This is a genomic window from Micromonospora sp. NPDC050200, from assembly GCF_040656135.1.
Lineage (GTDB): Bacteria > Actinomycetota > Actinomycetes > Mycobacteriales > Micromonosporaceae > Micromonospora.
In genome coordinates this window covers 40,149-63,439 of the sequence record NZ_JBFALG010000034.1, presented here as the reverse complement: position 1 = coordinate 63,439, position 23,291 = coordinate 40,149, and the positions used below count along the sequence as shown (strand labels likewise).

Below are 23,291 nucleotides of genomic sequence, written 5' to 3'. Positions count from 1 at the left end.
GGCCTGACCGATCGGTCAGACCCGTCGGGTGGCGTTCGCCACACCGGTCACCCTTCGGCGGCACCCGTCGTGCCGGTCCAGCCGGCCAGCCACTCGCCGGACCAGGTCAGCGTGCCGGCGCGCAGGTCGGCGGCCAGCCCGCGGACCCAGTCCAGCTCGGTACGCAGCAGCGCCAGCCGGTACTCGTCCTCGACCAGGAACAGCCGTGGCAGGTCGACGGTGGCGAGCACGGCCTCGCGTTCGCGCAGCCGCGCGGCGAGGGTCTCGGCGCGTCGTTCGAGCTGCCGGGCCGCCTCGGCCGGCGGCAGCAGCGGCAGGAAGGACAGCGCGGCGGGGAACTCGGGGAACTCGCGCGCCGGGGTGGCGAGCGCCTCGACGAGCCAGCCGTCGAGCGTCCGCCGGCCGGCATCGGTCAGCTCGTAGACCGTGCGCTCCGGTCGCCGTTCGTCCCGGACGGTGTGGCTGACCCGGACCAGTTCGTCGCGCCGTAGCCGCTCGACGGCCTGGTAGATGCTGTTGCGCTGCGCGACGTTGACCACGTCCTGCTTCTCGCGCTCCTGGATGAGCTGCTGCATCCGGTACGCGTGCATCGGCTCCTCGACCAGGAGGGCGAGCACCATCATCGCCAGCGGTGAGTGGCGGTGTGCGCGGGCGGCCATGTCCTCACCTTAGGTGACGGCCTCCCGCGTAATAGTCATTTCATGTATAGTCATCACATGACTAAAATATTGATCATCGGAGGCGGCATAGCCGGCCCCGTCGCCGCCCTCGCCCTGCGTCGCGCCGGCATCGAATCGGTGGTCTACGAGGCGTACGAGCGGGACGCCGTCGGCGTGGGCGCGTTCCTCACCCTCTCCGTCAACGGGTTGGACGCGCTGCGGGCGGTCGGCCTGGACGAGCTGGTCGCCGGGCTCGGGCATCCCACTCCCCGGATGGCGATGTTCAACCACAAGGGCCGCCGGCTGGGCGAGTTCGGCACGAACGGCACCCGCACCCGCGGGCGGGGCAGCACCACGGTGAAGCGGTCCGACCTCTACCGGGCGCTGCGCGACGAGGTCGTCCGGCGGGGCGTGCCGATCGTGCACGGCGCCCGCCTGGTGGCGGCCGAGCCGACCGGGGCGGGCGTGCGGGCCTGCTTCGCCGACGGCCGGAGCGCCGAGGGTGACCTGCTCGTCGGCGCGGACGGGCTGCGCTCGCGGACCCGGCAGATCATCGACCCGGCGGCGCCCGCGCCCCGGTACGTGCCGCTGCTCAACGCCGGCGGCTTCACCCGTGGCCTGGGGCTGCCCGGCGAGCGCGGAGTGATGAACATGATCTTCGGCAGGCGGTGCTTCTTCTGCTGGATGGCCGTGGGCGACGACGAGGTCTGGTGGTTCGCCAACCCGCCCCAGCCCGAGGAGCTGACCCCGGCCCAGCTCGCCGCGATCGGCCCGGACGAGTGGCGGACCCGACTGCGCGCCCTGGTCGCGGACGACGCCGGCCCGGCACTGCGGATCGTCGACGCCACCGACCGGATCGAGTACGGCTGGCCCACCTACGACCTGCCGTCGGTCCCCACCTGGCACCGCGACCGGATGATCGTCATCGGCGACGCCGCGCACACCGCCGCCCCCTCCTCCGGGCAGGGCGCGGCGATGGCGTTCGAGGACGCGGTGGTGCTGGCCCGGTGCCTGCGCGACCTGCCCGACGTCCCGACCGTGTTCGACGCGTACGAGCGGCTGCGCCGGGGTCGGGTGGAGCGGGTGGTGGCGCAGGGGAGGCGGACCAGCAGCACCAAGGTCGCCGGCCCGGTCGCCCGGGTGCTGCGCGACGTCGCCCTGCCCATCTTCGCCAACCGGATGGCCAAGGACGACGGGGCCTCGCTCGCCTGGCTGTACGACCACCACGTCGAGTGGGACGCGCCGGTCGCCGCCTGAGTCACTCCCCGCCCTGGGGCCGAAACCGGCCCAGGCCATCGGCACGGGATTGGAGCTCAGGGGTGAGCCGCCCGCCGGCCCAGAATCGACCCATGACGTCAACCCCCTCCGCCGCCGCCGCGCTGCGCGCCCTGCACCGGCCCGGCGACCCGCTGATCCTGCCGAACGCCTGGGACGCCGGCTCCGCCCGCGCCGTCGCCGCCGCCGGCTTTCCCGCCGTCGCCACCAGCAGTGCCGCCGTGGCCGAGTCGCTCGGCCACGCCGACGGCGAGGCCACCCCGGTGGCCGAGATGCTCGCCGCGGTGGCCCGGGTCGTCCGGGCCGTCGAGGTCCCGGTCACCGCCGACCTGGAGCGAGGGTACGGCCTGCGCCCGGCCGAGCTGGTCGAGCGGCTGCTCGCCACCGGGGCGGCCGGGCTCAACCTGGAGGACTCCGACCCGGGCACGGGGCAGCTCCGCGAGGTGGACGAGCAGGCCGAGCTGCTCGCGGCCGTACGCGCGGCGGCCGGGCCGGACCTCGTGGTCAACGCCCGGGTGGATGTCTTCCTGCGTGCTCCCGACCCGGCCGGGGTGTTCGACGAGGCGGTCCGCCGGGCCCGCCGCTACCGCGTCGCCGGCGCCGACTGCGTCTACCCGATCATGCTGGCCGACCCGGAGCTGGTCGGACGGTTCGTCGCGGCGGTCGACGGGCCGGTGAACGTGCTGCTCCGCCCCGGCACGCCCACGGTGGGGGAGCTGGCCCGCCTCGGGGTGGCCCGGGTCAGCCTCGGCTCCGGCGTGTACGCCGCCACCCGGGCCCGGGCCGCCGGGATGCTCGGCGCGCTGCGCGACGGTGCCGACCCGTTCGCCGGCTGACCGCCGCGTCGGCTTGCCACCGGAGGGCGCAGCCGCAAAGGTGAGCTGATGAGCGGGGCGGAGGAGACCCGGGACGGGGTCGGGCTGACCAACCTGGACCAACCGCTGCTCGCCGGCGGTGACGTCACCAAGCGGGACCTGGTCGACTACCTGGACGCCGTGCGCGAGCGCATCCTGCCCGGCCTGCGGGACCGGCCGCTCTCGGTGATCCGGCTGCTGCGGGGGCAGGACCCGTTCGTGCAGAAGAACCTGCCGAAGTACACCCCGGACTGGGTGCGCCGCACCTCCGTCTGGGCGGAGGCGTCCCACCGGCAGGTGTCGTACGCCCTCTGCGACGACCGGCGCACCCTGCTCTGGTTCGCCAACCAGCGGGCGATCGAGTACCACCCCACGCTGAGCACGGTGGCGCACCCCGAGCACCCCACTTGTCTGGTGCTCGACCTCGACCCGCCGGAGGGGGAACCGTTCGGGCTGGTCGTCCGGGCCGCCGCCCTGGTCCGGCGGGCGCTCGCCGACGTCGGTCTGGCCGGGGCGGTGAAGACCAGCGGGGCGAAGGGGCTGCACGTCTTCGTACCGCTCGACGGGGCGACCACCGCCGAGGAGGCGGCCGCCGCCACCCGGGCCCTCGCCGTGCACACCGAGCGGCTCGACCCGGCCCTGGCCACCACCGCCTTCATCCGGGAGGACCGGGGCGGCCGGGTCTTCGTCGACCCGACCCGGGCCGGCGGGGCGACCGTGGTGGCCGCGTACAGCCCGCGGGTGCGGCCGGGCCTGCCGGTCTCCTTCCCGGTGGGCTGGGACGACCTCGACGGGGTCACCCCGGCCGACTTCACGGTGCGGACCGTGCCGGCGCTGTTGGCCGACCGGGACCCGTGGGCCGAGGCGCTGCCCGCGCCGCAGCGGCTCCCGGCCGACCTGATCGCCGAGGGGCGGACCATCCCGGTGGCCCGGGTGCAGGCCATGCACGAGGGGAAACGCCGGGCCCGGGCCCGGCGGGCGGCCGGCTGACCAGGGGCATGCCGACGATATGACGGTGCTGGTCGAGCTCCGGCCGGCGAACGAGTTGTCCAGGGGGTTTGCGGTGACCGCACACGACGCCGAGGTCCACGGCTACGGACCCCAGGATTACGACGCGCTCTACCGCGACACCGCCGACTCGGGCGGACCGCCCTGGGACATCGGCGGTCCGCAGCCGGCCCTCGCGGCGGTGCTCGACGGCGGGGTGAAGGGCCCGAAGGTGCTCGACATCGGCTGCGGCGCCGGTGATCTCGCGCTCGCGCTCGCCCGCCGCGGCTACCAGGTGACGGCGATCGACATCTCGCGCGTGGCGATCGACATGGCCCGCGCCAAGGCCGCCGGCGAAGGCCTGACGGTGCACTTCGAGGTGCAGGACGCCACGCAACTGTCGTTGCCTTCGGCGCCGTTCGACTCGGTGTTCGACTCCGGTCTGCTGCACAGTCTCCACCGGCGCGGCGGCGGCGCGGTGGACGAGTACCTCGCGCTGCTGCCGGGCCTCGCCGCGCCGGGCGCGACCGTCTTCGTACTGGCGGTTTCTCTCGCGGCGGGCCAGGGCTGGGGCGTGACCGAGGAGTTGCTGCGGGCGGGCTTCGCCGAGCCGCAGTGGGTCGACACGGAGATCGATGAGATCGACGTGGCCGCGGAGACCGGCGGCCAGCAACTCGCGCTGCCCGGCTTCCTGCTCCGGACGGTCCGAGCCCCGACACCTAGCCGCAAACGGTGACGGCCGGACCGGATGGCCCGCGTCCGCGGCGAACGACAACGACGCTGGGGCCGACCAGTCAGACCCCGGCCCGGTGAACCTTCGAGGTGACGGCCCTAGCCGGCGGCGCTGGCGTGCAGCGGGTCCGCCAGCAGCGTGTCGAAGGCCAGTTCGGCGGCGCCGATCAGGGCGGCGTCGCGGCCGAGCGCCGCCGCGCACAGGTGCACGTGCTCCCGGCAGGGCGGCAGCACCATCGCGTCCAGGCGGCGGCGGACCGTGCCCGCGCCGGCGAGGTAGAGCTCGCGCAGCGAGCCGCCGAATACCACGGTGTTCGGGTTGACCACGTTGACCAGGTTCGCCACGCCGAAGCCGAGCCAGTCGGCGACCCGGTCCACGGCCGCCTGGGCGGTCTGCTCACCGGCGGCCGCCGCGCGGAGGACCTCGCGGGCCGCCTCGGGGCCGCCCGGCTCCCGGCCGGCGTGCCGCAGCAGCGCCGCCTCGCCGATCTCGGTCTCCCAGCAGCCGCGCGAGCCGCACCCGCAGGGCAGGCCGTCCGGTTCGACCACCATGTGGCCGACCTTGCCGCTGCGCCCGCGGTGGCCGAGCACCAGCCGGCCGCCGCTGATGATGCCGGCGCTGACGCCCAGGTCGCCGTGCAGGTAGACGAGGTCGTTGACGCCCGCTGCCACGCCCCGGACATGCTCGGCGAGGCCGGCGATGTCGGCCAGGTCGCCGATGGCGAAGCCGGGCCCGGCCGCGAACTCCGTGCCGAGCGCGGTGCGCAGCGTCTCGTCGGCGCCGCCGATCCGGATCCTGCCGTCGCCGTCGCGGGTCGTGTCGACCACGGCGACCGCGCCGCCGGCCAGCAGCGCGTCACCGGGGACGGAGCGTTCCATGTCGCGGACGAGGTCGGCCAGCGGGCCGACGGCGTCCAGGGCCGCCATCCCGTCGGGACGGTCGACCTCGCGCAGATCGAGGATGCGGCCGCCGAGGCCGACGCGGGCGGCGCGTAGCCGGTCCGCCTCGATGCTCAGCGCGTGGGCGTAGACGCGGCCGGAGCGGGGGCTGACCACGAGCGAGGGGCGACCGGCGCGGCGAGCGGTGGTCGGCACCTCCTCGGTCACCAGGCCGGCGGCGGCGAGGTCGGCGGCGAGCGCGCCGATGGTTGAGCGGTTGAGGCCGAGCCGGCTGGTCAGCTCGGCGCGGGAGGTCGGACCGTGTACGTGGATGTGGCGCAGCACGGCGCCGAGGTTCTGCCGGCGGATCTCCTCCTGGGCGGCGCCGGGCGCCGAGGCCGGTGGGAGGTCCGGGTTGCGGCCCTGCCGGGGTGGGCCGGACCGCATGGGTGTCGCCACGGTCAGGCCGCCTCCCGGGATCGTTGGTGCGTCGTCTGGCGGGAAGTACAACGACGAAGGGTCCCGGAAGAAGGACTTCCGGGACCCGACGTCGTGACTACCCTCTGCTGCTTACTTGGTGAGCGGCGAGAGCTTCGGGTCGTTCGCGTACGCCTCGGCCGCGTTGGCCTTGGTGACGGCGACCGGCGGGAGCAGGTACGTGTCGACGACCTTGCTGCCGTTGTTGTAGGACTTGGTGTCGTTCACCTCGGGGGTGTTACCGGCCTGCAGGGCCTTCACCATGGCGATGGTCTGCTTGACCAGGTTCCGGGTGTCCTTGTTGATCGTCATGTACTGCTCGCCAGCCATGATCGACTTGACCGACTCGACCTCGGAGTCCTGGCCGGTGACGACCGGGACCGGCTTGCCGGCACCCTTGATCGAGGTGATGATCGCGCGGCCCAGGGTGTCGTTCGGGGAGAGGACGCCGTCCAGCTCCTTGTTGCCGTAGGTCGAGGTCAGCAGCTGGTCCATGCGGGCCTGCGCACCCTCGGCCTTCCAGCCCTGGATGGCGGTCTGCTTGACGTCGGTCTGCTTCGAGGCGACGACGACGTTGCCCTTGTCGATCTCCGGCTTGAGGACGTCCATCGCGCCGTTGAAGAAGACACCGGCGTTGTTGTCGTCCGGCGAGCCGGAGAAGAGCTCGATGTTGTACGGGCCGTTCGGCTTCTTGGCCTTCATGCCGTCCAGCAGGGCCTGGCCCTGGAGCTGGCCGACCTTGAAGTTGTCGAACGCGACGTAGTAGTCGAGGTCCGGGGTGTTGGTGATCAGCCGGTCGTACGCGATGACCTTCGCGCCGGCCTGGTGGGCCGCGGCGACCTGGGTCGACAGCTGCGCGGCGTCGGTCGCGCCGATGACGATGACCTTGGCGCCCTTGGTGACCATGGCGGTGATCTGGGCCTGCTGGTCGGCGACGGTGGTCGACGCGCCCGCGTACTGGACGTCGCTCTTGAAGCCGGCCTCCTTCAGGCCGTTGGTGAACAGGTCACCGGCGAGGACCCAGTTCTCCGAGGTCTTGGACGGCAGGGCGACGCCGATCAGGGAGTCCGCCGCGAAGCCCTTGGTCGGGGCGTCCGAGCCGCCGGACTCCCCGTCACGGCCGGAGCCGCAACCGGTCAGGGCCAGCGTCGCGATGGCGCCGATCGCCACTGTCTTGGCAAGGAGATTGCGCATGAGGAGGTAGTGCCCTTCTGCAGAGGTGATACGGAGTGAGGCCGGTGGCCGTCAGCCGGACACCGTCGTCGTGGCGGGCTCGCGCTCCGCGTCGGACGCGGACGTGGGAGTGGCGGGTGTGTCTCGGCGGAACGAGCGGGTGATGCTGCCGATGACGGAGAAACGCCCCTGGCTCTTGTTGTAGACGTCGAGCGCGACGGCCAGCAGCAGGACCAGGCCCTTGATGATCTGGACGCGGTCGGTGCCGACGCCCAGGAGTTGCAGGCCGTTGTTGAGCACGGCCATGACCAGACCACCGACGATCGAGCCGCTGATGGTCCCGATACCGCCGGAGACGGCCGCGCCGCCGATGAAGACCGCAGCGATCGCGTCCAGTTCCCAGCCGTTGCCGTCCTGCGGACCGGAGGCCGCCGAACGGGCCACGAAGATCATGCCGGCCAGCGCCGCCAGAACCGACATGTTCATCATGACGAAGAAGTTGACCCGCTTGAGCTTCACGCCGGAGAGCTCCGCGGCCCGGGAGTTGCCGCCGACCGCGTAGATGTGCCGGCCGCCGGCGGTGTTGCGGGTGTAGAAGGAGTAGGCCAGGACCAGCGCCACCAGGATGATGCCGGAGACCGGGAAGCTGGTGCCCACGCGGCCGCTGGCGAAGCGCAGCGAGGCGAAGACGATCACACCGACCATGACGGCCATCCGCAGCACCGAGATCCACATCGGCGCGAGGTCGGCGTCCATCTCCCGGCGCGTCTTGCGGGACTGGAACTCCCGCCACACCACGGCCACGCACGCGGCCAGGCCGAGCAGCAGGGTCAGGTTGTTGTAGCCGGTGTTCGGGCCGACCTCGGGCAGGAACCCGGAGCCGATCACCCGGAAGCCCTCGGGCACCGAGATGGTGTTCGCGTTGCCGATGAACTGGTTGCCGCCCCGGAAGAGCAGCATGCCCGCCAGGGTGACGATGAACGCGGGCACCCCGATGTAGGCGACCCAGAATCCCTGCCAGGCGCCGATCACCGCGCCGATGGCGAGGCCGTAGAGGATGGCGACCGGCCAGGGCAGCGCCCAGTCCGCCATCGACTTGGCCACCAGGATGCCGGCGAAGGCCGCGATCGAGCCGACCGACAGGTCGATGTGCCCGGCCACGATCACCATCAGCATGCCGATGGCCAGGATGAGGATGTAGGAGTTCTGCTGGAACAGCGCGATCAGGTTGTCCGACCGCAGGGTCAGGCCGTCCGTCAGGATCTGGAACAGGACGACGATCGCCACCAGGGTGAAGATCATCCCGAACTGGCGGGCGTTGGAGGTGGTGCCTCCGAAGAGGTTCTTCTGCAGGTCCTTGATTCGGCTCATCGTGTCTGCATCTTCTTCGTCGAGGTCATCTGCTTCATGAGGGTCTCCGGGTCCGCGTCCTGCCGGTCGATCTCGCCGGTGATGGTTCCTTCGAACACCGTGTAGATGCGGTCGCAGAGCCCGATCAGCTCAGGCAGTTCCGAGGAGATGACGACGACGCCCTTCCCCTGGTCGGCGAGCCGCTGGATGATTCCGTAGATCTCGTACTTGGCACCCACGTCGATGCCGCGGGTCGGCTCGTCGAGGATCAGCAGGTCGGGGTCGGTGAACATCCACTTCGCCAGGACGACCTTCTGCTGGTTGCCGCCGGAGAGCTTGGAGACGCTCTCGTCGACCGTCGGGGCCTTGGTCCGCAGCTCCCTGCGGTACGACTCGGCCGCCTGGTACTCCGCGACCTCGTCGAGGACGCCGTGCCGCGAGATCTTGGACAGCTTGGCGGCCACCGTCGACGCCTTGATGTCGTCGAGCAGGTTGAGGCCGATCGCCTTGCGGTCCTCGCTGACGTACGCGAGCCCGTGGGCGATCGCGTCCGCCACCGACTTCAGCACGATCTCCTTGCCGTCCTTGACGATCGTGCCCGACTCGTACACGCCGTAGGAGCGGCCGAAGACGCTCATCGCCAGCTCGGTGCGGCCGGCGCCCATCAGGCCGGCGAAGCCGACGATCTCGCCGCGGCGCACGACGAAGCTCTCGTTCTTGCAGACCTGGCGCTCGGCCGAGATCGGGTGCCGGACGTTCCAGTCGCGGACCTCGAAGAAGACCTCGCCGATCTTCGGGGTGTGGTCCGGGAAGCGGCTGCTCAGCTCGCGGCCGACCATGCCCCGCACGATCCGGTCCTCGTCGACCCCGTCCCCCTGGACGTCCAGGGTCTCCACCGTCCGGCCGTCGCGCAGGATGGTGATCTGGTCGGCGATCGCCTCGATCTCGTTCAGCTTGTGCGAGATCATGATCGAGGTGATGCCGCGCGAGCGGAACCCGCGCAGCAGGTCCAGCAGGTGCCGCGAGTCCGCCTCGTTCAGCGCGGCGGTGGGCTCGTCCAGGATGAGCAGCTTGACGTCCTTGGCGAACGCCTTGGCGATCTCCACCAGCTGCTGCTTGCCGACACCGATGTCCTTGATCAGGGTGTCGGGGTCCTCCTGCAGGCCCACCCGGGCCATCAGGTCCAGCGCCATCCGGTTCGCGGACTTCCAGTCGATCGCACCCCGCCTGCGGGGCTCGTTGCCGAGGAAGATGTTCTCGGTGATCGACATGTCCGGGATGAGCGCGAGCTCCTGGTGGATGATGACGATGCCCGCCTGCTCGCTCGCCCGGATGTCGGAGAAGCGGGTCTCGGCGCCCTGGTAGACGATGTCGCCGTCGTACGCACCGTGTGGATAGACGCCGCTGAGGACCTTCATCAGCGTGGACTTGCCCGCGCCGTTCTCGCCGCAGATGGCGTGGATCTCGCCCGCGCGCACCACGAGGTTGACATCGGACAGAGCCTTGACTCCGGGGAACTCCTTGGTGATGGAGCGCATCTCCAGGAGGATGGGGGCTTCGCTCATAGCTCGCTCCACCTCGCCAACGTCATGGATGCCTCCCGATGGGTCCGGCTGTCACATGGTTTTGTTGCCTACCACAACTTATTCACGCGCGGAGGCGATCCGCAAGTTTCCAGGTCACCTGATTTGTAACAATCCGGCAATCTGGAGTTCGCCCAGGTCAGCGGCGCGCCGGCTGGCCGGTTCTCCCGGCCGGTGCCGCTGTCGCCGGTCGCACGCCTCCGGCCGCCGCTGGGCGTGCTGAGCGCCGCGACCTCTCGGCGGCCACCGGCCGTGCTCGCGGGCGGCCCCGCCGGCGAAGGACGACGAGGCGGCCAGCCAGGCCGGCGAGCGCCCGCGAGTGGGACCTGGAGTGGGCCGAGCGGCGGGCCCTCCACGCTCCCTTCGGAGCTGATGACGTCAACGATTCACCGCAGGCGGGCGCTGCCGAAGGTTCTGCTGCCACGGGGACCGGACTGAACCCGGCCGGACCGCGATCCGTACCCCACGGGGCGAGGGTCGGACGCCGTCGTTGAACCGTTCATGTCATCAGCTCCAAAGGGCCGCACGGACATGGTTCGTTGACACCGCGGCCCGCGCCGACCAATCCGGCAGACCGTGCCGCCGGTTCGCCGGGTGGGCCCGGATGACACCTGCCGCCCGGGGCCGTCTGCGGTCCATCCTTCATGCTGGCGAGCGGGGTGGAAATACAAAGATTCCCCGGCGTGCACGCCGGGGAATCCTCGTTCGTCGTCTTGTCGCGGAGCCTGCTCCTGCGGTGTGTGCCCCCGGCAGGATTCGAACCTGCGCCCCCGCCTCCGGAGGGCGGTGCTCTATCCCCTGAGCTACGGGGGCTCGGCGACCCGAGAAGAGTATCAAACCCCGTTCGGGAACACCGAATCGGTATCCGCTGATCCAGTCCGGGTGGGGATCAGGCAGCGACGAGGGTGCGGCCGCAGCTGGGCAGCGGGTGCAGGACGATGCGCCGGGGCAGGCGGCGCGGCCACTCGTTCTTCGGCCACGAGCCGTCCACGATCAGGTGCACGGTGCGCTCCTCGGCGCCGCTGAGCCGCAGCACGAAGTCGCGGGGGAGCGGCGCGTCCACGCCGGGCGTGGTCACCATGAACCGGACCCGGCCCCGGGACGACACCGCGGAGATCACGTCCGCGGCCGGCATGGTGCCGCGCAGGCGTACCCGGCCGATCCAGTAGACCTCCGCGGAGTGTTCCTGGGCGGCCCGGGTGATCGCCGGATACTCGCTGCGCACCCAGCGCTCGACCGCGCCGACGCAGAGCCCGCAGGCCCGCTCCCGCGGCTCCCGCGGACCCAACCCCCAGGCCCGCAGGTACGCCCCGACCGTGCCGGCGTCCAGCGCCAGGTCGAACTGGCGCTGGATCAGCGTGGTCAGGCTCTGCCGCGTCCACAGCTGCTCCTCCAGCCCGAACTCGTCGGGGTGGACGCCCCGCAGGACGTCGATCAGTTCGAGTTCCTGTTCGCGGCTGAGCGTTCCGGGCTCGCCCTGCCGGTGTCCGCGACGGACGGCTGCCACCGCTCCGTCACCGCCGATGGTGTGGCGCCGGCACCAGCTGGTGACGGAACGCCGCGCGTCTCTCAGTGCAACCCCCACGTCCTGCGCAACGAGCCCGAATCGCAACTGGTCACGATATGTGGGTAGAAAAGTCTCCAACAACCGCAATGGGTCAGAGCGCTCAAAGCGCTTCAAACGGGCATGGGTGCCCGGATCGCCGGGGACGGGACGGACGGAGGCCCGCGTCCGCCGGGGCGGTACGCGGGCCTCCGTGGCGCCGGTTGGCGGGGTCAGCCGCCCAGGCGCTTGAGCGCGTTCTGGAGGTTGACCAGATCCGTCTGCTGGGTGTTCTTCATGGTCTGGGCGACCTTGAGCACGTCGTCGTCCCCGCCGTGGTCGAGGATCCCCTGGATCATGTGGATCCCACCCAGGTGGTGCTTGATCATCATGCGCAGGAAGAGCACGTCCAGGTCGTGCCCCTGGGCGGCACGCAGCTGTGCCATCTCCTGCGGCGTCGCCATGCCGGGCATCAGCCCGTCCTGGACGCTGTCCTTGCCGTCCGGCATCCAGGCCATCGCCGGCTCGGAACCCGTCGGGTCCAGCCCCCACGACCGCAGCCAGGTCTGCATGGTGCCGATCTCGCCCTGCTGGCCGGTGGCGATGTCGCCGCCGATCTGGCGTACCTCCGGGTCGGTGCCCTTCTGGAAGGCGATCAGCCCCATCTCCACCGCCTGGGCGTGGTGGCTGGTCATGTCCCGGGCGAAGCCCGCCTCCGCCGAGGTGTCACCCGGACGGGTGAGGCTCGGCGTCAGCAGGCCGCCCGCGTACCCGAGGAGGAGGCCGACCACGATGGCGGCGGCCACCGCCAGGGTGCCGAAGCGGCGCCCGGACCGCGGGTCACCGTCCTCGGTGACCGGGGTCTCGTCGGGCGCGCTCTCCGTCGTGGCGGGTGCGGTCATCGGATGCCCCTCTTACTGGGTCTGGTCACGCGGGGTGGTGCCGGTGGCCGTGATGCCCTGGCCGCAGTTGGCGTTCGGGCCCTCGACCGAGGCGTTGACACGCAGCGTCTTGATGAAGTCGTCGATCCGGCCGTCGTCGGCCTTGTCGACCTTGAGCTGGTAGCCCCAGGCCTGCAGCGAGATCGGCTTGTCCAGCCCCTCGAACGGGCTGAGCATCAGCTTCTCCGTGCCCTGGACCTTGCTCTTGAGCGTCGCCACCTGGTCGGCCGGCAGGTCGGGGCGGTAGGCGATCCAGATCGCGCCGTGCTCCAGGCTGTGCACCGCGTGCTCGTTGGAGATCGGGGCGTCGTAGACGTCACCCATGCAGTTCTGCCAGGCCGCGTTGTGCGGGCCGGCTACCGGCGGGTTGATGTCGTACTTGATCGGACCCTGCTGGTGCTGACCGCCTTGGACGAGCTTGGCGTCCTTCTTGCGGAAGTCGACGATGCCGTCGATGTCGGCGGCCCGCTTCTCCCACGGCTTGGAGCCCTGGAAGGCCGCGTACGCGCCGTAGCCGATGATCGCTGCGGCGAGCACGCCGACGGCCACGAAGAGCGCGATCGGGCCCCAGGCCCGGCCCTGGCTCACCTTGACCGGGGTGATCGGCTTGCGGGGGCCCTTGCCACCCGAGGTCTGGCGGGGGGCGCCCGCCGACTTGCCGGCCCCGGGCTTGGCGCCGGACGCGGGCCGGCCAGCCGCCGGCTTCTTGCCGGTGCTGACCACGGTCGGACGGCGCTCTGGGCCGCCCGGGGTGCTGATGCTCATCGTGCCTCGTCAGGTCGGTCGGTCAGGGGATTGGCGGGCCGGATGACGTGCAGGGTCGCCGCCGAGTGCCCGAGTCTACCCCCGTTAGCATGGATCGGTGACTCCTGCAGAACTCGCCGAGGTCGTCCTCTCCGCAGCCCACGCCGTCTTCACCGAGCGGGGTCTGGACCCTGCCGCGCTCCCCGAGCGGGCGGCGGTGGAGCGACCGCGTAATCCCGAGCACGGCGACTACGCCTCGACGCTGGCGCTGCAGCTCAGCAAGAAGGTGGGGGTCCCGCCGCGGGAGCTGGCCGCCGCGCTGGCCGACCAGCTCGGCCGCGCCCCGGGGGTCAAGTCGGTGGAGATCGCCGGCCCGGGCTTCCTCAACATCCGGCTCGACGCGGCCGCCGCCGGCCAGCTCGCCCGGGTGATCGTCGAGGCCGGCACCGGGTACGGCCGCAGCGACGCCCTCACCGGCCAGAAGATCAACCTCGAGTTCGTCTCGGCCAATCCGACCGGCCCGGTGCACATCGGCGGCGTCCGGTGGGCGGCCGTCGGCGACGCGCTGAGCCGGCTGCTGCGGGCCACCGGCGCGGAGGTCGGCACGGAGTACTACTTCAACGACGCCGGATCCCAGATCGACCGGTTCGCCCGGTCGCTGCTCGCCGCCGCGAAGGGCGAGCCGGCCCCCGAGGACGGCTACGGCGGGGCGTACATCACGGAGATCGCCGATTCGGTCCGGGCCGTCCGCCCGGACGTGCTGGAGCTGGACGACGCCGCCGCCCAGGAGGTCTTCCGGGTCGAGGGCGTCGCGCTGATGTTCTCCGAGATCAAGTCCTCGCTGCGCGCCTTCGGGGTGGAGTTCGACACCTACTTCAACGAGAAGGACCTGCACGACCGGGGTGAGCTGGATCTCGCCCTCGACCGGCTGCGTGGGCAGGGGCACATCTTCTCCTCGGAGGGCGCGACCTGGCTGCGCACCACCGACTTCGGCGACGACAAGGACCGGGTGCTGCGCAAGTCCAACGGCGAGTGGACCTACTTCGCCGCCGACTGCGCCTACTACCTGGACAAGCGCGAGCGCGGCTTCGAGCGGGTCGTGATCATGCTGGGCGCCGACCACCACGGCTACCTCGGCCGGATGCGGGCGATGGCCGCCTGCTTCGGCGACGACCCGGACCGCAACCTGGAGATCCTGATCGGCCAGCTGGTGAACCTGGTCCGCGACGGCGCCCCGGTGCGGATGAGCAAGCGGGCCGGCACCGTGGTCACCCTGGAGGACCTGGTCGACGCGATCGGAGTGGACGCCGCCCGGTACGCGCTGGCCCGCTACTCCAGCGACTCGCCGATCGACATCGACGTCGAGCTGTGGACCCGGGCCACCCGCGACAACCCGGTCTACTACGTGCAGTACGTGGCCGCCCGGACCGCCAGCGTCGGCCGCAACGCCGCCGAGGTCGGGCTGACCCGCGGCGACGCCGACGCCTTCCGGGCCGAGCTGCTCGGGCACGAGAAGGAGAACGAGCTGCTCAAGGCGCTCGCCGAGTTCCCCGCCGTGGTGGCCACGGCGGCCGAGCTGCGGGGGCCGCACCGGGTGGCGCGCTACCTGGAGGAGCTGGCCGGGGCGTACCACCGGTTCTACGACAACTGCCGGATCCTGCCGCGCGGCGACGAGGAGGTCACCGACCTGCACCGGGCCCGGCTCTGGCTCAACGACGCGACCCGGGTGGTCATCGCCAACGGCCTGCACCTGCTCGGCGTCTCCGCCCCGGAGAGGATGTGACCACCCGTGCGCGCTCATGAGGCCGGTGCCCTGCACGGCGACATCGGCAACCGGGAGCCGGCCTGGCTGCGTACCCCGGTCGACGTCAACGTCCTGGTGCCGCAGCTGTGGCCGCGCAACGTGGCGCGCGCTGCGGGCGGCGCGCTGGCGGTCGCGGGCCTGGACGTCCGCGCTCTGGCCGCCGAGTTCGGCACCCCGGCGTACGTGCTGGACGAGGACGACCTGCGGTCGCGCTGCCGGGACTTCCGGGCCGCCTTCCCGGACGCCGACGTGTACTACGCCGGCAAGGCCTTTCTCTGCCGGGCGGTGGTCCGCATGATCGCCGAGGAGGGCCTGTTCCTCGACGTCTGCACCGGCGGCGAGCTGGCCACCGCGCTGTCGGCGGGGATGCCGCCGGAGCGGATCGGCTTCCACGGCAACAACAAGTCCGTGGCCGAGCTGACCCGGGCGCTGGACGCCGGGGTGGGCCGGATCATCCTCGACTCGTTCACCGAGATCGACCGGCTCACCGCGCTGGCCCGTGAGCGCGGGGTACGCCCCAGGGTGCTGGTCCGGGTCACCGTCGGCGTGGAGGCGCACACCCACGAGTTCATCGCCACCGCGCACGAGGACCAGAAGTTCGGCTTCTCGCTGGCCGGCGGGGCGGCTGCGGCGGCGGCCTTCAAGATCCTCGACGAGGGCGTGCTGGAGCTGCGCGGGCTGCACTCGCACATCGGGTCGCAGATCTTCGACGCCAGCGGCTTCGAGGTGTCCGCCCGCCGGGTGCTCGGCCTGCAGGCGCAGATCCGCGACGCCCGCGGGGTGGAGCTGCCCGAGCTGGACCTCGGCGGCGGGTTCGGCATCGCGTACACCACCCAGGACGACCCGGCCGCGCCGCAGGAGCTGGCCAAGCGGCTGCGCAAGATCGTGGACGGCGAGTGCGCGGCGGAGCGGCTGGCCGTGCCGCACCTGTCCATCGAGCCGGGCCGGGCCATCGTCGGCCCGGCCGTCCTGACCCTGTACGAGGTCGGCACGGTCAAGGACGTCGACGGGATCCGGACGTACGTCAGCGTGGACGGCGGGATGAGCGACAACATCCGTACCGCGCTCTACGACGCCTCGTACTCGGCGACGGTGGCGAACCGGGCGTCGGCGGCGGAGCCGCTGCTCGCCCGCGTGGTGGGAAAGCACTGTGAGTCCGGGGACATCGTGGTGAAGGATGAATTCCTGCCCGCCGACGTGCAGCCCGGAGATCTTGTCGCGGTGCCCGGCACGGGCGCGTACTGCCGCAGCATGGCCAGCAACTACAACCACGTGCCCCGACCCCCGGTGGTCGCCGTGCGGGACGGCCGGGCCCGGCTGATCGTCCGGCGGGAGACCGAAGAGGACCTGCTCGCTTTGGATGTGGGATGACGTCACCTGTGCGTTTGGCGCTGCTCGGCTGCGGGACCGTCGGCAGCGAGGTGGTCCGGTTGCTGCACGAGCAGTCGGCCGACCTCGCCGCCCGGATCGGCGCTCCGCTGGAGATCGCCGGCATCGCCGTACGCCGGGTCGGGCGGGACCGCGGTGCCCTGCCGGTCGACCCGGCGCTGTTCACCACCGACCCGCTCGGGCTGATCAAGCGCGACGACGTGGACGTGGTGGTCGAGGTGGTCGGCGGCATCGAGCCGGCGCGGAGCTGGCTGGTCGAGGCGCTGCGGGCCGGCAAGAGCGTGGTCACCGCCAACAAGGCGCTGCTCGCCGAGGACGGCGCGGCCCTGCACGACGCGGCCGCCGAGGGCGGCGCCGACCTCTACTACGAGGCCAGCGTGGCGGGGGCGATCCCGCTGCTGCGCCCGCTGCGCGAGTCGCTGCACGGCGACCGGATCAACCGGGTCACCGGCATCGTCAACGGCACCACCAACTTCATCCTCTCCGCGATGGACGCCACCGGCGCCGGCTTCGCCGAGGCGCTGGAGGAGGCCACCGAGCTCGGGTACGCCGAGGCGGACCCGACCGCCGACGTGGAGGGCTTCGACGCCGCTGCCAAGGCCGCCATCCTCGCCTCGCTGGCGTTCCACACCCGGGTCGGCGCGGCCGACGTGCACCGCGAGGGGATCACCGAGGTGACCGCCGCGGACGTGGCCAGCGCCAAGGCGATGGGCTGCACGATCAAGCTGCTCTGCATCGCCGCCCGGGGCGCCGACGCCCAGGGCCGGGAGACGGTCAGCGTCCGGGTGCATCCGGCGATGATCCCGCTGACCCATCCGCTGGCCAGCGTCGGCGACGCGTTCAACGCGGTCTTCGTCGAGGCGGAGGCGGCCGGGCAGTTGATGTTCTACGGCCGGGGCGCGGGTGGCGCGCCGACCGCCAGCGCGGTCCTCGGCGACGTGGTGGCGGTGGCCCGCAACCGGCTCGCCGGGGCGCGGGCGGCCAGCGAGTCCGCGTACGCCGACCTGTCGGTGCGGCCGATGGGGGAGGCGCTGACCCGCTACCACATCAGCCTCGACGTGGCCGACCGCCCGGGCGTGCTGGAGGCGGTGGCCGGGGTGTTCGCCCGGCACGAGGTCTCCATCGCCACCGTGCGGCAGGGCCCGGCGGGCGGCGGGCCGGCCGGTCGGGGTGAGGACGCCGAACTGGTCATCGTCACCCACGTCGCGCCGGACGCGGCGCTCGCCGCGACCGTACGCGAGCTGCGCGGGCTGGACATCGTCGGATCGGTGACCAGCGTGTTGCGGGTGGAGGGCGGGCTGTAGGTCGCGTCCCGTCTGGTGGTTGGCGGCGGGTGCGCCGGTCGCCGTCCCGCGCGGCTGGTCCAGGCTTGAGGTGCCCCCGGTGCGACGGGGCGAGGCGAGGAGAGCGACATGTGGCGGGGTCTGATCGAGACGTACCGGGACCGGCTGCCGGTCACCGACGCCACCCCCGTCGTCACGCTGCACGAGGGGAACACCCCGCTGCTGCCCGCGCCGGTGCTCTCCGGCCGGCTCGGCTGCGACGTGCACCTGAAGGTCGAGGGGGCCAACCCGACCGGCTCGTTCAAGGACCGCGGCATGACCGTCGCGGTCTCCAAGGCGGTCGAGGCCGGCGACAAGGCGATCATCTGCGCCTCCACGGGCAACACCAGCGCCTCCGCCGCGGCGTACGCGGCCCGCGCCGGGATCACCTGCGCGGTGCTGGTGCCGCAGGGCAAGATCGCGCTGGGCAAGCTGGCCCAGGCGCTGGTGCACGGGGCGAAGCTGCTCCAGGTCCAGGGCAACTTCGACGACTGCCTGTCGCTGGCCGCGAAGCTCGCCCAGGACTTCCCGGTGGCGCTGGTCAACTCGGTCAACCCGGACCGGCTGCACGGTCAGAAGACCGCCGCGTTCGAGATCGTCGAGGCGCTCGGCGACGCCCCCGACATCCACTGCCTGCCGGTCGGCAACGCCGGCAACATCTCCGCCTACTGGATGGGCTACGGCGAGGACGTGGCGGCCGGCAACGCCACCCGTGCCCCGAAGATGTACGGCTTCCAGGCCGCCGGCGCCGCGCCGATCGTCACCGGCCGGGTGGTGAACGAGCCGTCCACGATCGCCACCGCGATCCGGATCGGCAACCCGGCGAGCTGGACCAGGGCGGTCGACGCCCGGGACGCCTCGCAGGGGCTGATCGCGGCGGTCACCGACCGGGAGATCCTGTCGGCGTACCGGCTGCTCGCCCGGGAGGTGGGGGTCTTCGTCGAGCTGGGCAGCGCGGCCAGCGTGGCCGGCCTGCTCCAGCAGGCCGCGGCCGGCCGGATCCCGCCCGGTTCCACGGTGGTCTGCACGGTCACCGGCCACGGCCTCAAGGACCCGGAGTGGGCCATCTCCACCGCCCCCGCCCCGGTGACGATCGCCAACAACCCCCTCGCCGCCGCCCGCTCCCTCGACCTCGCCTGACTCCCCCACCCCACCCCCGGGTTTACGCGCGTCACGAAGTTGTTGCTCTGGAGAGCGCCTTCCGGTGGCCAACTTCATGATCGACGAGGTGGTGGGCGGGGGGAGGGGCGGGGTGGAGCCCGGCGGGGGTGGGGGAGAGCGGGTCGGGCACACTTTGCGTACCTCGCCGACCCCCTTTCCAGGAGTGAGTCACGCCGATGTCGCTGCTCGCCAGATCCAGTCTCGCCAACCGGGGTCTCGTCGCCCTGATCGCGGTGGTGACCGCGGCGTTCGGGGCGTTCGCGGTGCCCTCGCTGAAGCAGCAGCTCCTGCCTTCGCTGGAGTTTCCCGGGGCGTTCGTCGTCGCCGTCTGGCCGGGCGCCGGGCCGGAGCTCGTCGAGTCCCAGGTCACCGAGCCGATCGAGAACAGCCTCCAGGGCCTGCCCGGGCTGGAGAAGGTCACCTCCACCTCGCGCGAGGGCTCGGCGACCGTGTCGGTGAAGTTCGAGTTCGGCACCGACATCGACGCCGTGGTCAACAAGATGCAGACCGCGTTGAGCCGGATCGACGGGCAGCTGCCCCAGGAGGTGGACCCGCAGGTCGTCACCGGGAGCACGGACGACCTGCCGGCGGTGGTGCTCGCCGCCAGCGGCGGCGGCGACGAGCGGGCCCTGGCCGAGAAGCTGCGCAGCACCGTCGTACCCGAGTTGGAGGGAATCGACGGCGTCCGCGCGGTCGCGGTGACCGGCACCCGCGACCAGGTCGTGACGATCACCCCGGACCCGGCGAAGTTCGCCGCCGCGAAGCTGGCCCCGACCGCGATCGGGACGGCGTTGAAGACCAACGGGATCTCCGTGCCGGCCGGCACGGTCACCGACGGCACCCGGGCGCTCCCGGTGCAGGTCGGCACGCCGATCGCCACTCTGGACGACCTGCGCGGCATCGTGCTCACCCCGGCCGCGCCGAAGGCGCGCCCGGTCCGCCTCGGTGACGTGGCCGCCGTGCGGCAGCAGCTCGCCCCGGTCACCGGGATCACCCGCACCAACGGCACCGAGAGCCTCGGCGTCCAGGTCACCGCCGCGCCGGACGGCAACGCCGTGCGCATCTCGCACGAGATCCGGGACCGGCTCGAGGACCTGCGGTCCGCCTCCGGGGCCGAGCTGACCGTCGTCTTCGACCAGGCGCCGTTCGTCGAGAAGTCCATCGAGAGCCTGACCACCGAGGGCCTGCTCGGCCTGCTGATGGCCGTGGTGGTGATCCTGGTCTTCCTGCTGTCGGTGCGCTCCACCCTGGTCACCGCCGTCTCCATCCCGCTGTCCGTGGTGGTGGCGCTGATCGCGCTCTGGGTCGGCGACCACTCGCTCAACCTGCTCACCCTCGGCGCGCTCACCATCGCGGTGGGCCGGGTGGTCGACGACTCGATCGTGGTGCTGGAGAACATCAAACGCCACCTGGAGTACGGCGAACCCAAGCGCGACGCGATCCTCGGCGCGGTCCGCGAGGTGGCCGGCGCGGTGACCGCGTCCACCCTCACCACGGTCGCCGTGTTCGCCCCGATCGCGCTGGTCGGCGGCTTCGTCGGGCAGCTCTTCGCGCCGTTCGCGATCACCGTGACGGTGGCCCTGCTGGCCTCCCTGCTGGTCTCGCTGACCGTGATCCCGGTGCTGGCGTACTGGTTCCTGGAGCCGCGCCGGGCCGGCGCGGACGACGCCGAGGTGCGCCGGGCCGCCGAGGAGAAGGAGCTGCGCAGCCCGTTGCAGCGGGCGTACCTGCCGACGATCGGGTACGCCACCCGTTCCCGCCGGACCCGCTGGATCACCGTCGCGGTGGGGCTGCTGGTGCTGCTCGGCACGTTCGGCCTCTCCCGGCAGTTGGAGACCAACTTCCTGGACGACTCCGGCCAGGACACCGTGAACATCACCCAGGAGCTGCCGGCGGGCGCCGGACTGGCCGGCACCGACCAGGCGGCCCGCCGGGTCGAGGAGGTGCTCGGCCGCACCGACGGCGTCCAGACGTACCAGGTCACCGCGGGCAGCAGCGACCAGCCCTGGCAGCGCGGCGGGGGCAACAACATCGCCCGCTGGTCGGTGGCGCTCGGCGGCGACACCGACGCCAGGGAGATGAAGCAGGTCCTGCGGGAGAAGTTCGACGCACTCGGCCCCGAGGTCGGCGAGCTCACCCTCGGCCAGGGCCAGGGTGACCAGCTCGCGGTGGTCGTCCGGGCCGCCGACCAGGAGACGCTGGCCCGGGCCGCCGAGGCCGCCCGCGCGGCGATGGCCGGCACGCCGGACGTCGAGGACGTCTCGACCAGCCTGGCGACGCGGGTGCCCCGGGTCGACGTCACCGTCGACCGGCTCGCCGCGGCCCGGGCCGGGCTGAGCGAGGCGGCGGTCGGGCAGCTGGTGTCCCAGGCGTACCGGGGTGCCCCGCTGGGGCGGGTGACCCTGGACGGCGGTCAGCAGGACGTGGTGCTGCGGACCTCGGCCACCCCGCCGACGACCGTGGAGCAGCTCCGTGCCCTGCCGGTCGGCCCGGTCAAGCTGGACGACATCGCGAACGTCACCCAGGGCGAGGGGCCGCAGCAGGTCACCCGGATCGACGGCGAGCGCAGCGTGTCGGTGACCGGCACGGCCACCGGCTCCAACCTGGGCGCGACCACCAAGGAGCTGCGCAAGCGGCTCGCCGACATCGACGTGCCCGGCGCGACGGTGACCGTCGATGGCGCCAGCGCCCAGCAGGAGGACGCCTTCGGCGACCTGCGCCTGGCGGTGCTGGCCGCGATCGCCATCGTCTTCCTGATCATGGTGGCGGCCTTCCGCAGCATCACCCAGGCGCTGATCCTGCTGGTCTCGATCCCGTTCGCCGCGACCGGCGCGATCGGCCTGCTGCTGGTCACCGGCACCCCGCTGGGCGTGCCGGCACTGATCGGCGTGCTCATGCTGGTCGGCATCGTGGTGACCAACGCGATCGTGCTGCTGGACCTGATCAACCAGTACCGGGCGCAGGGGATGGGCGTGACCGAGGCGGTCGTCGAGGGTGGCCGGCGGCGGCTGCGCCCGATCCTGATGACCGCGGTCGCCACCATCTTCGCGCTGCTGCCGATGGCCTTCGGGCTCACCGGCGAGGGCGGCTTCATCTCCCAGCCGCTGGCCGTGGTGGTGATCGGCGGCCTGCTCAGCTCGACGCTGCTGACCCTGGTGCTGGTGCCGACGCTCTACACGATGGTGGAGCGCGGCAAGGAGTCGCTGCGGGCCTGGCGCTCCGGCGGCCGGGCCCCGGCCGTGCTGGCCGCCGTCGGGGTCGGGGCCGGCACGCCGGTCCCGGCCACGGTCGCCGCCAGCGGTACGCGGGCCGCCGAGCCGGCGACCCGGCCGGCCCCCTCGGCCGCGCTGCTGGACGGCACCGACCAGTTCGAGGTGCTCCGGCTGCCGAAGAGCCGGCGCTCACCGCTGCCCCCCACCGAGGAGTAGCCCGACCCGCGCGGCACGCCCCCGGCCCGGTACGACCGGCCGGGGGCGTCGCGCTGTCGGACGTTCGGCGATCCGGAAATGACCTTCGGCCCGGTGTCGGCGTTGCCACAATCACCTACTGTCGGTTGTCGGTCATCCACCTCGGGTGATCACGCGGGCGGGGGCGGGGATGGCGAGCGGGGACGGCGTGCGGTGGGGACGGCGGACGGTGCTGCGCAGGGGGGCGCTGCTCGCCGGTGGTGCCGCGGTCGGCGCGGTCGGGATGTCCGAGACCACGTTCATCGCCGACCGGCGGCTCCCGCTCGCCGGCGGGCCGGCCAGCGCCACGGTGGGCAGCCGGGAGCAGCAGGTCGGCGGCGGCGCGCTGGAGGTGCTCTGGCACGTCCGGACCAGCAGCCGGATGCTGGCGCTGACCTTCGACGACGGCCCGCTTCCCCAGTGGACGCCGATGGTGCTGGACACCCTCGACCGGTACGACGTGCCGGCCACGTTCTTCCTGGTCGGTCAGCGGGTCCGCCGGCATGCCGGGCTGATCCGGGACCGGCTCGGCCGGCACGAGGTGGGCAACCACAGCTGGCGGCACCGGGACCTGGCCCGGATGGACGCCGCCGAGGTCTACGACGACCTGCGTCGCTCCCACGATGCCATCGCCGAGGTCACCGGCCGCCCGCCCCGGGTGGCCCGCCCCCCGTACGGGCACCTCGGCGGCGCGGTCCTGCACGCCGCCGTACGCCTCGACTACCGCCTGGTGCTCTGGTCGCTCCAGATGGTCGAGGGCGAATATCCGGACGACCCGGCGGGGCACGCCCGGCGGATCGTGGCCGACGTCGTGCCGGGCACCATCCTGCTCGCCCACGACGTGGGGTCGGAGCGCCGCCAGGTGGCGCTGCGTGGCCTGCCCGCGATGATCGACGGGCTGCGGGAGCGCGGCTACACCTTCGTCACCGTCTCCGAGCTGTTGCGACGTAGCGCCGAGGTGTGAGTGGCCAG

The 23,291-nt window shown here is 72.4% G+C and carries 18 protein-coding genes and 1 tRNA gene; 10 read left to right on the top strand and 9 right to left on the bottom strand.

All coding sequences use genetic code 11. From position 1 onward, the window contains the following. Window positions 1–47: 47 nt before the first annotated feature. Window positions 48–659 carry a helix-turn-helix transcriptional regulator gene (locus AB0I41_RS22115; RefSeq protein WP_357110540.1) on the bottom strand — a complete coding sequence of 204 codons (612 nt, stop codon included), beginning with the start codon at window positions 657–659 and terminating at the stop codon, window positions 48–50. Window positions 660–716: 57 nt separating this feature from the next. On the opposite strand from AB0I41_RS22115, the gene AB0I41_RS22110 reads away from it, so the two are divergent. From AB0I41_RS22110 to AB0I41_RS22095, 4 genes are all read left to right on the top strand, one after another. After that, window positions 717–1,916: an NAD(P)/FAD-dependent oxidoreductase gene (locus AB0I41_RS22110; RefSeq protein WP_357110537.1), complete on the top strand. Its 1,200-nt coding sequence runs from the start codon at window positions 717–719 to the stop codon at window positions 1,914–1,916. A gap of 92 nt (window positions 1,917–2,008) precedes the next feature. Next, window positions 2,009–2,770, top strand: a complete 762-nt coding sequence (locus AB0I41_RS22105; RefSeq protein ID WP_357110534.1) for an isocitrate lyase/phosphoenolpyruvate mutase family protein — start codon at window positions 2,009–2,011, stop codon at window positions 2,768–2,770. 48 nt (window positions 2,771–2,818) lie between these two features. Then, window positions 2,819–3,778: a non-homologous end-joining DNA ligase gene (gene ligD / locus AB0I41_RS22100; RefSeq protein ID WP_357110531.1), complete on the top strand. Its 960-nt coding sequence runs from the start codon at window positions 2,819–2,821 to the stop codon at window positions 3,776–3,778. Window positions 3,779–3,797: 19 nt separating this feature from the next. Further along, window positions 3,798–4,511, top strand: a complete 714-nt coding sequence (locus tag AB0I41_RS22095; RefSeq protein ID WP_357110528.1) for a class I SAM-dependent methyltransferase — start codon at window positions 3,798–3,800, stop codon at window positions 4,509–4,511. A 95-nt stretch (window positions 4,512–4,606) separates the two neighbouring features. On the opposite strand, the gene AB0I41_RS22090 is transcribed toward AB0I41_RS22095, so the two are convergent. The 8 genes from AB0I41_RS22090 to AB0I41_RS22055 form a co-directional block, all read right to left on the bottom strand. Further along, window positions 4,607–5,845, bottom strand: a complete 1,239-nt coding sequence (locus AB0I41_RS22090) for an ROK family protein (protein WP_357110525.1) — start codon at window positions 5,843–5,845, stop codon at window positions 4,607–4,609. A gap of 111 nt (window positions 5,846–5,956) precedes the next feature. Then, window positions 5,957–7,057: a sugar-binding protein gene (locus tag AB0I41_RS22085; RefSeq protein ID WP_357110523.1), complete on the bottom strand. Its 1,101-nt coding sequence runs from the start codon at window positions 7,055–7,057 to the stop codon at window positions 5,957–5,959. A 51-nt stretch (window positions 7,058–7,108) separates the two neighbouring features. Continuing rightward, window positions 7,109–8,407 carry a multiple monosaccharide ABC transporter permease gene (gene mmsB, locus AB0I41_RS22080; RefSeq protein WP_357110521.1) on the bottom strand — a complete coding sequence of 433 codons (1,299 nt, stop codon included), beginning with the start codon at window positions 8,405–8,407 and terminating at the stop codon, window positions 7,109–7,111. Further along, window positions 8,404–9,951 (bottom strand): multiple monosaccharide ABC transporter ATP-binding protein, encoded by a 1,548-nt coding sequence (mmsA, locus tag AB0I41_RS22075; RefSeq protein WP_357110518.1) that lies wholly within the window; start codon window positions 9,949–9,951, stop codon window positions 8,404–8,406. Before mmsA ends, mmsB begins: the two co-directional genes overlap by 4 nt. A gap of 759 nt (window positions 9,952–10,710) precedes the next feature. Continuing rightward, window positions 10,711–10,782: transfer RNA gene (locus AB0I41_RS22070), tRNA-Arg, on the bottom strand. A 76-nt stretch (window positions 10,783–10,858) separates the two neighbouring features. Next, window positions 10,859–11,554 carry a winged helix-turn-helix domain-containing protein gene (locus tag AB0I41_RS22065; RefSeq protein WP_357110582.1) on the bottom strand — a complete coding sequence of 232 codons (696 nt, stop codon included), beginning with the start codon at window positions 11,552–11,554 and terminating at the stop codon, window positions 10,859–10,861. A gap of 191 nt (window positions 11,555–11,745) precedes the next feature. Then, window positions 11,746–12,414: a DUF305 domain-containing protein gene (locus AB0I41_RS22060; RefSeq protein WP_357110516.1), complete on the bottom strand. Its 669-nt coding sequence runs from the start codon at window positions 12,412–12,414 to the stop codon at window positions 11,746–11,748. A gap of 12 nt (window positions 12,415–12,426) precedes the next feature. Further along, window positions 12,427–13,218 carry a DUF3105 domain-containing protein gene (locus AB0I41_RS22055; RefSeq protein ID WP_357110513.1) on the bottom strand — a complete coding sequence of 264 codons (792 nt, stop codon included), beginning with the start codon at window positions 13,216–13,218 and terminating at the stop codon, window positions 12,427–12,429. A gap of 97 nt (window positions 13,219–13,315) precedes the next feature. Between AB0I41_RS22055 and argS the strand changes: the two genes are divergently transcribed. From argS to AB0I41_RS22025, 6 genes are all read left to right on the top strand, one after another. Beyond that, window positions 13,316–14,980, top strand: coding sequence for an arginine--tRNA ligase (gene argS / locus AB0I41_RS22050; RefSeq protein WP_357110510.1), 1,665 nt, complete (start codon window positions 13,316–13,318; stop codon window positions 14,978–14,980). A gap of 6 nt (window positions 14,981–14,986) precedes the next feature. Continuing rightward, a complete protein-coding gene (gene lysA / locus AB0I41_RS22045) occupies window positions 14,987–16,372 on the top strand; it encodes a diaminopimelate decarboxylase (RefSeq protein ID WP_357110508.1) in 1,386 nt (461 codons plus the stop codon). 8 nt (window positions 16,373–16,380) lie between these two features. Continuing rightward, window positions 16,381–17,694, top strand: coding sequence for a homoserine dehydrogenase (locus AB0I41_RS22040; protein WP_357110579.1), 1,314 nt, complete (start codon window positions 16,381–16,383; stop codon window positions 17,692–17,694). A gap of 108 nt (window positions 17,695–17,802) precedes the next feature. Further along, complete coding sequence (gene thrC / locus AB0I41_RS22035) at window positions 17,803–18,852, top strand: threonine synthase (RefSeq protein ID WP_357110505.1); 1,050 nt, start codon at window positions 17,803–17,805, stop codon at window positions 18,850–18,852. Between the two features lie 197 nt (window positions 18,853–19,049). Further along, complete coding sequence (locus tag AB0I41_RS22030; protein WP_357110502.1) at window positions 19,050–22,301, top strand: efflux RND transporter permease subunit; 3,252 nt, start codon at window positions 19,050–19,052, stop codon at window positions 22,299–22,301. 145 nt (window positions 22,302–22,446) lie between these two features. Next, the gene (locus tag AB0I41_RS22025) at window positions 22,447–23,283 is read left to right on the top strand and encodes a polysaccharide deacetylase family protein (RefSeq protein ID WP_357110499.1); all 837 of its coding nucleotides are present in this window, start codon (window positions 22,447–22,449) and stop codon (window positions 23,281–23,283) included. Window positions 23,284–23,291: the final 8 nt, after the last annotated feature.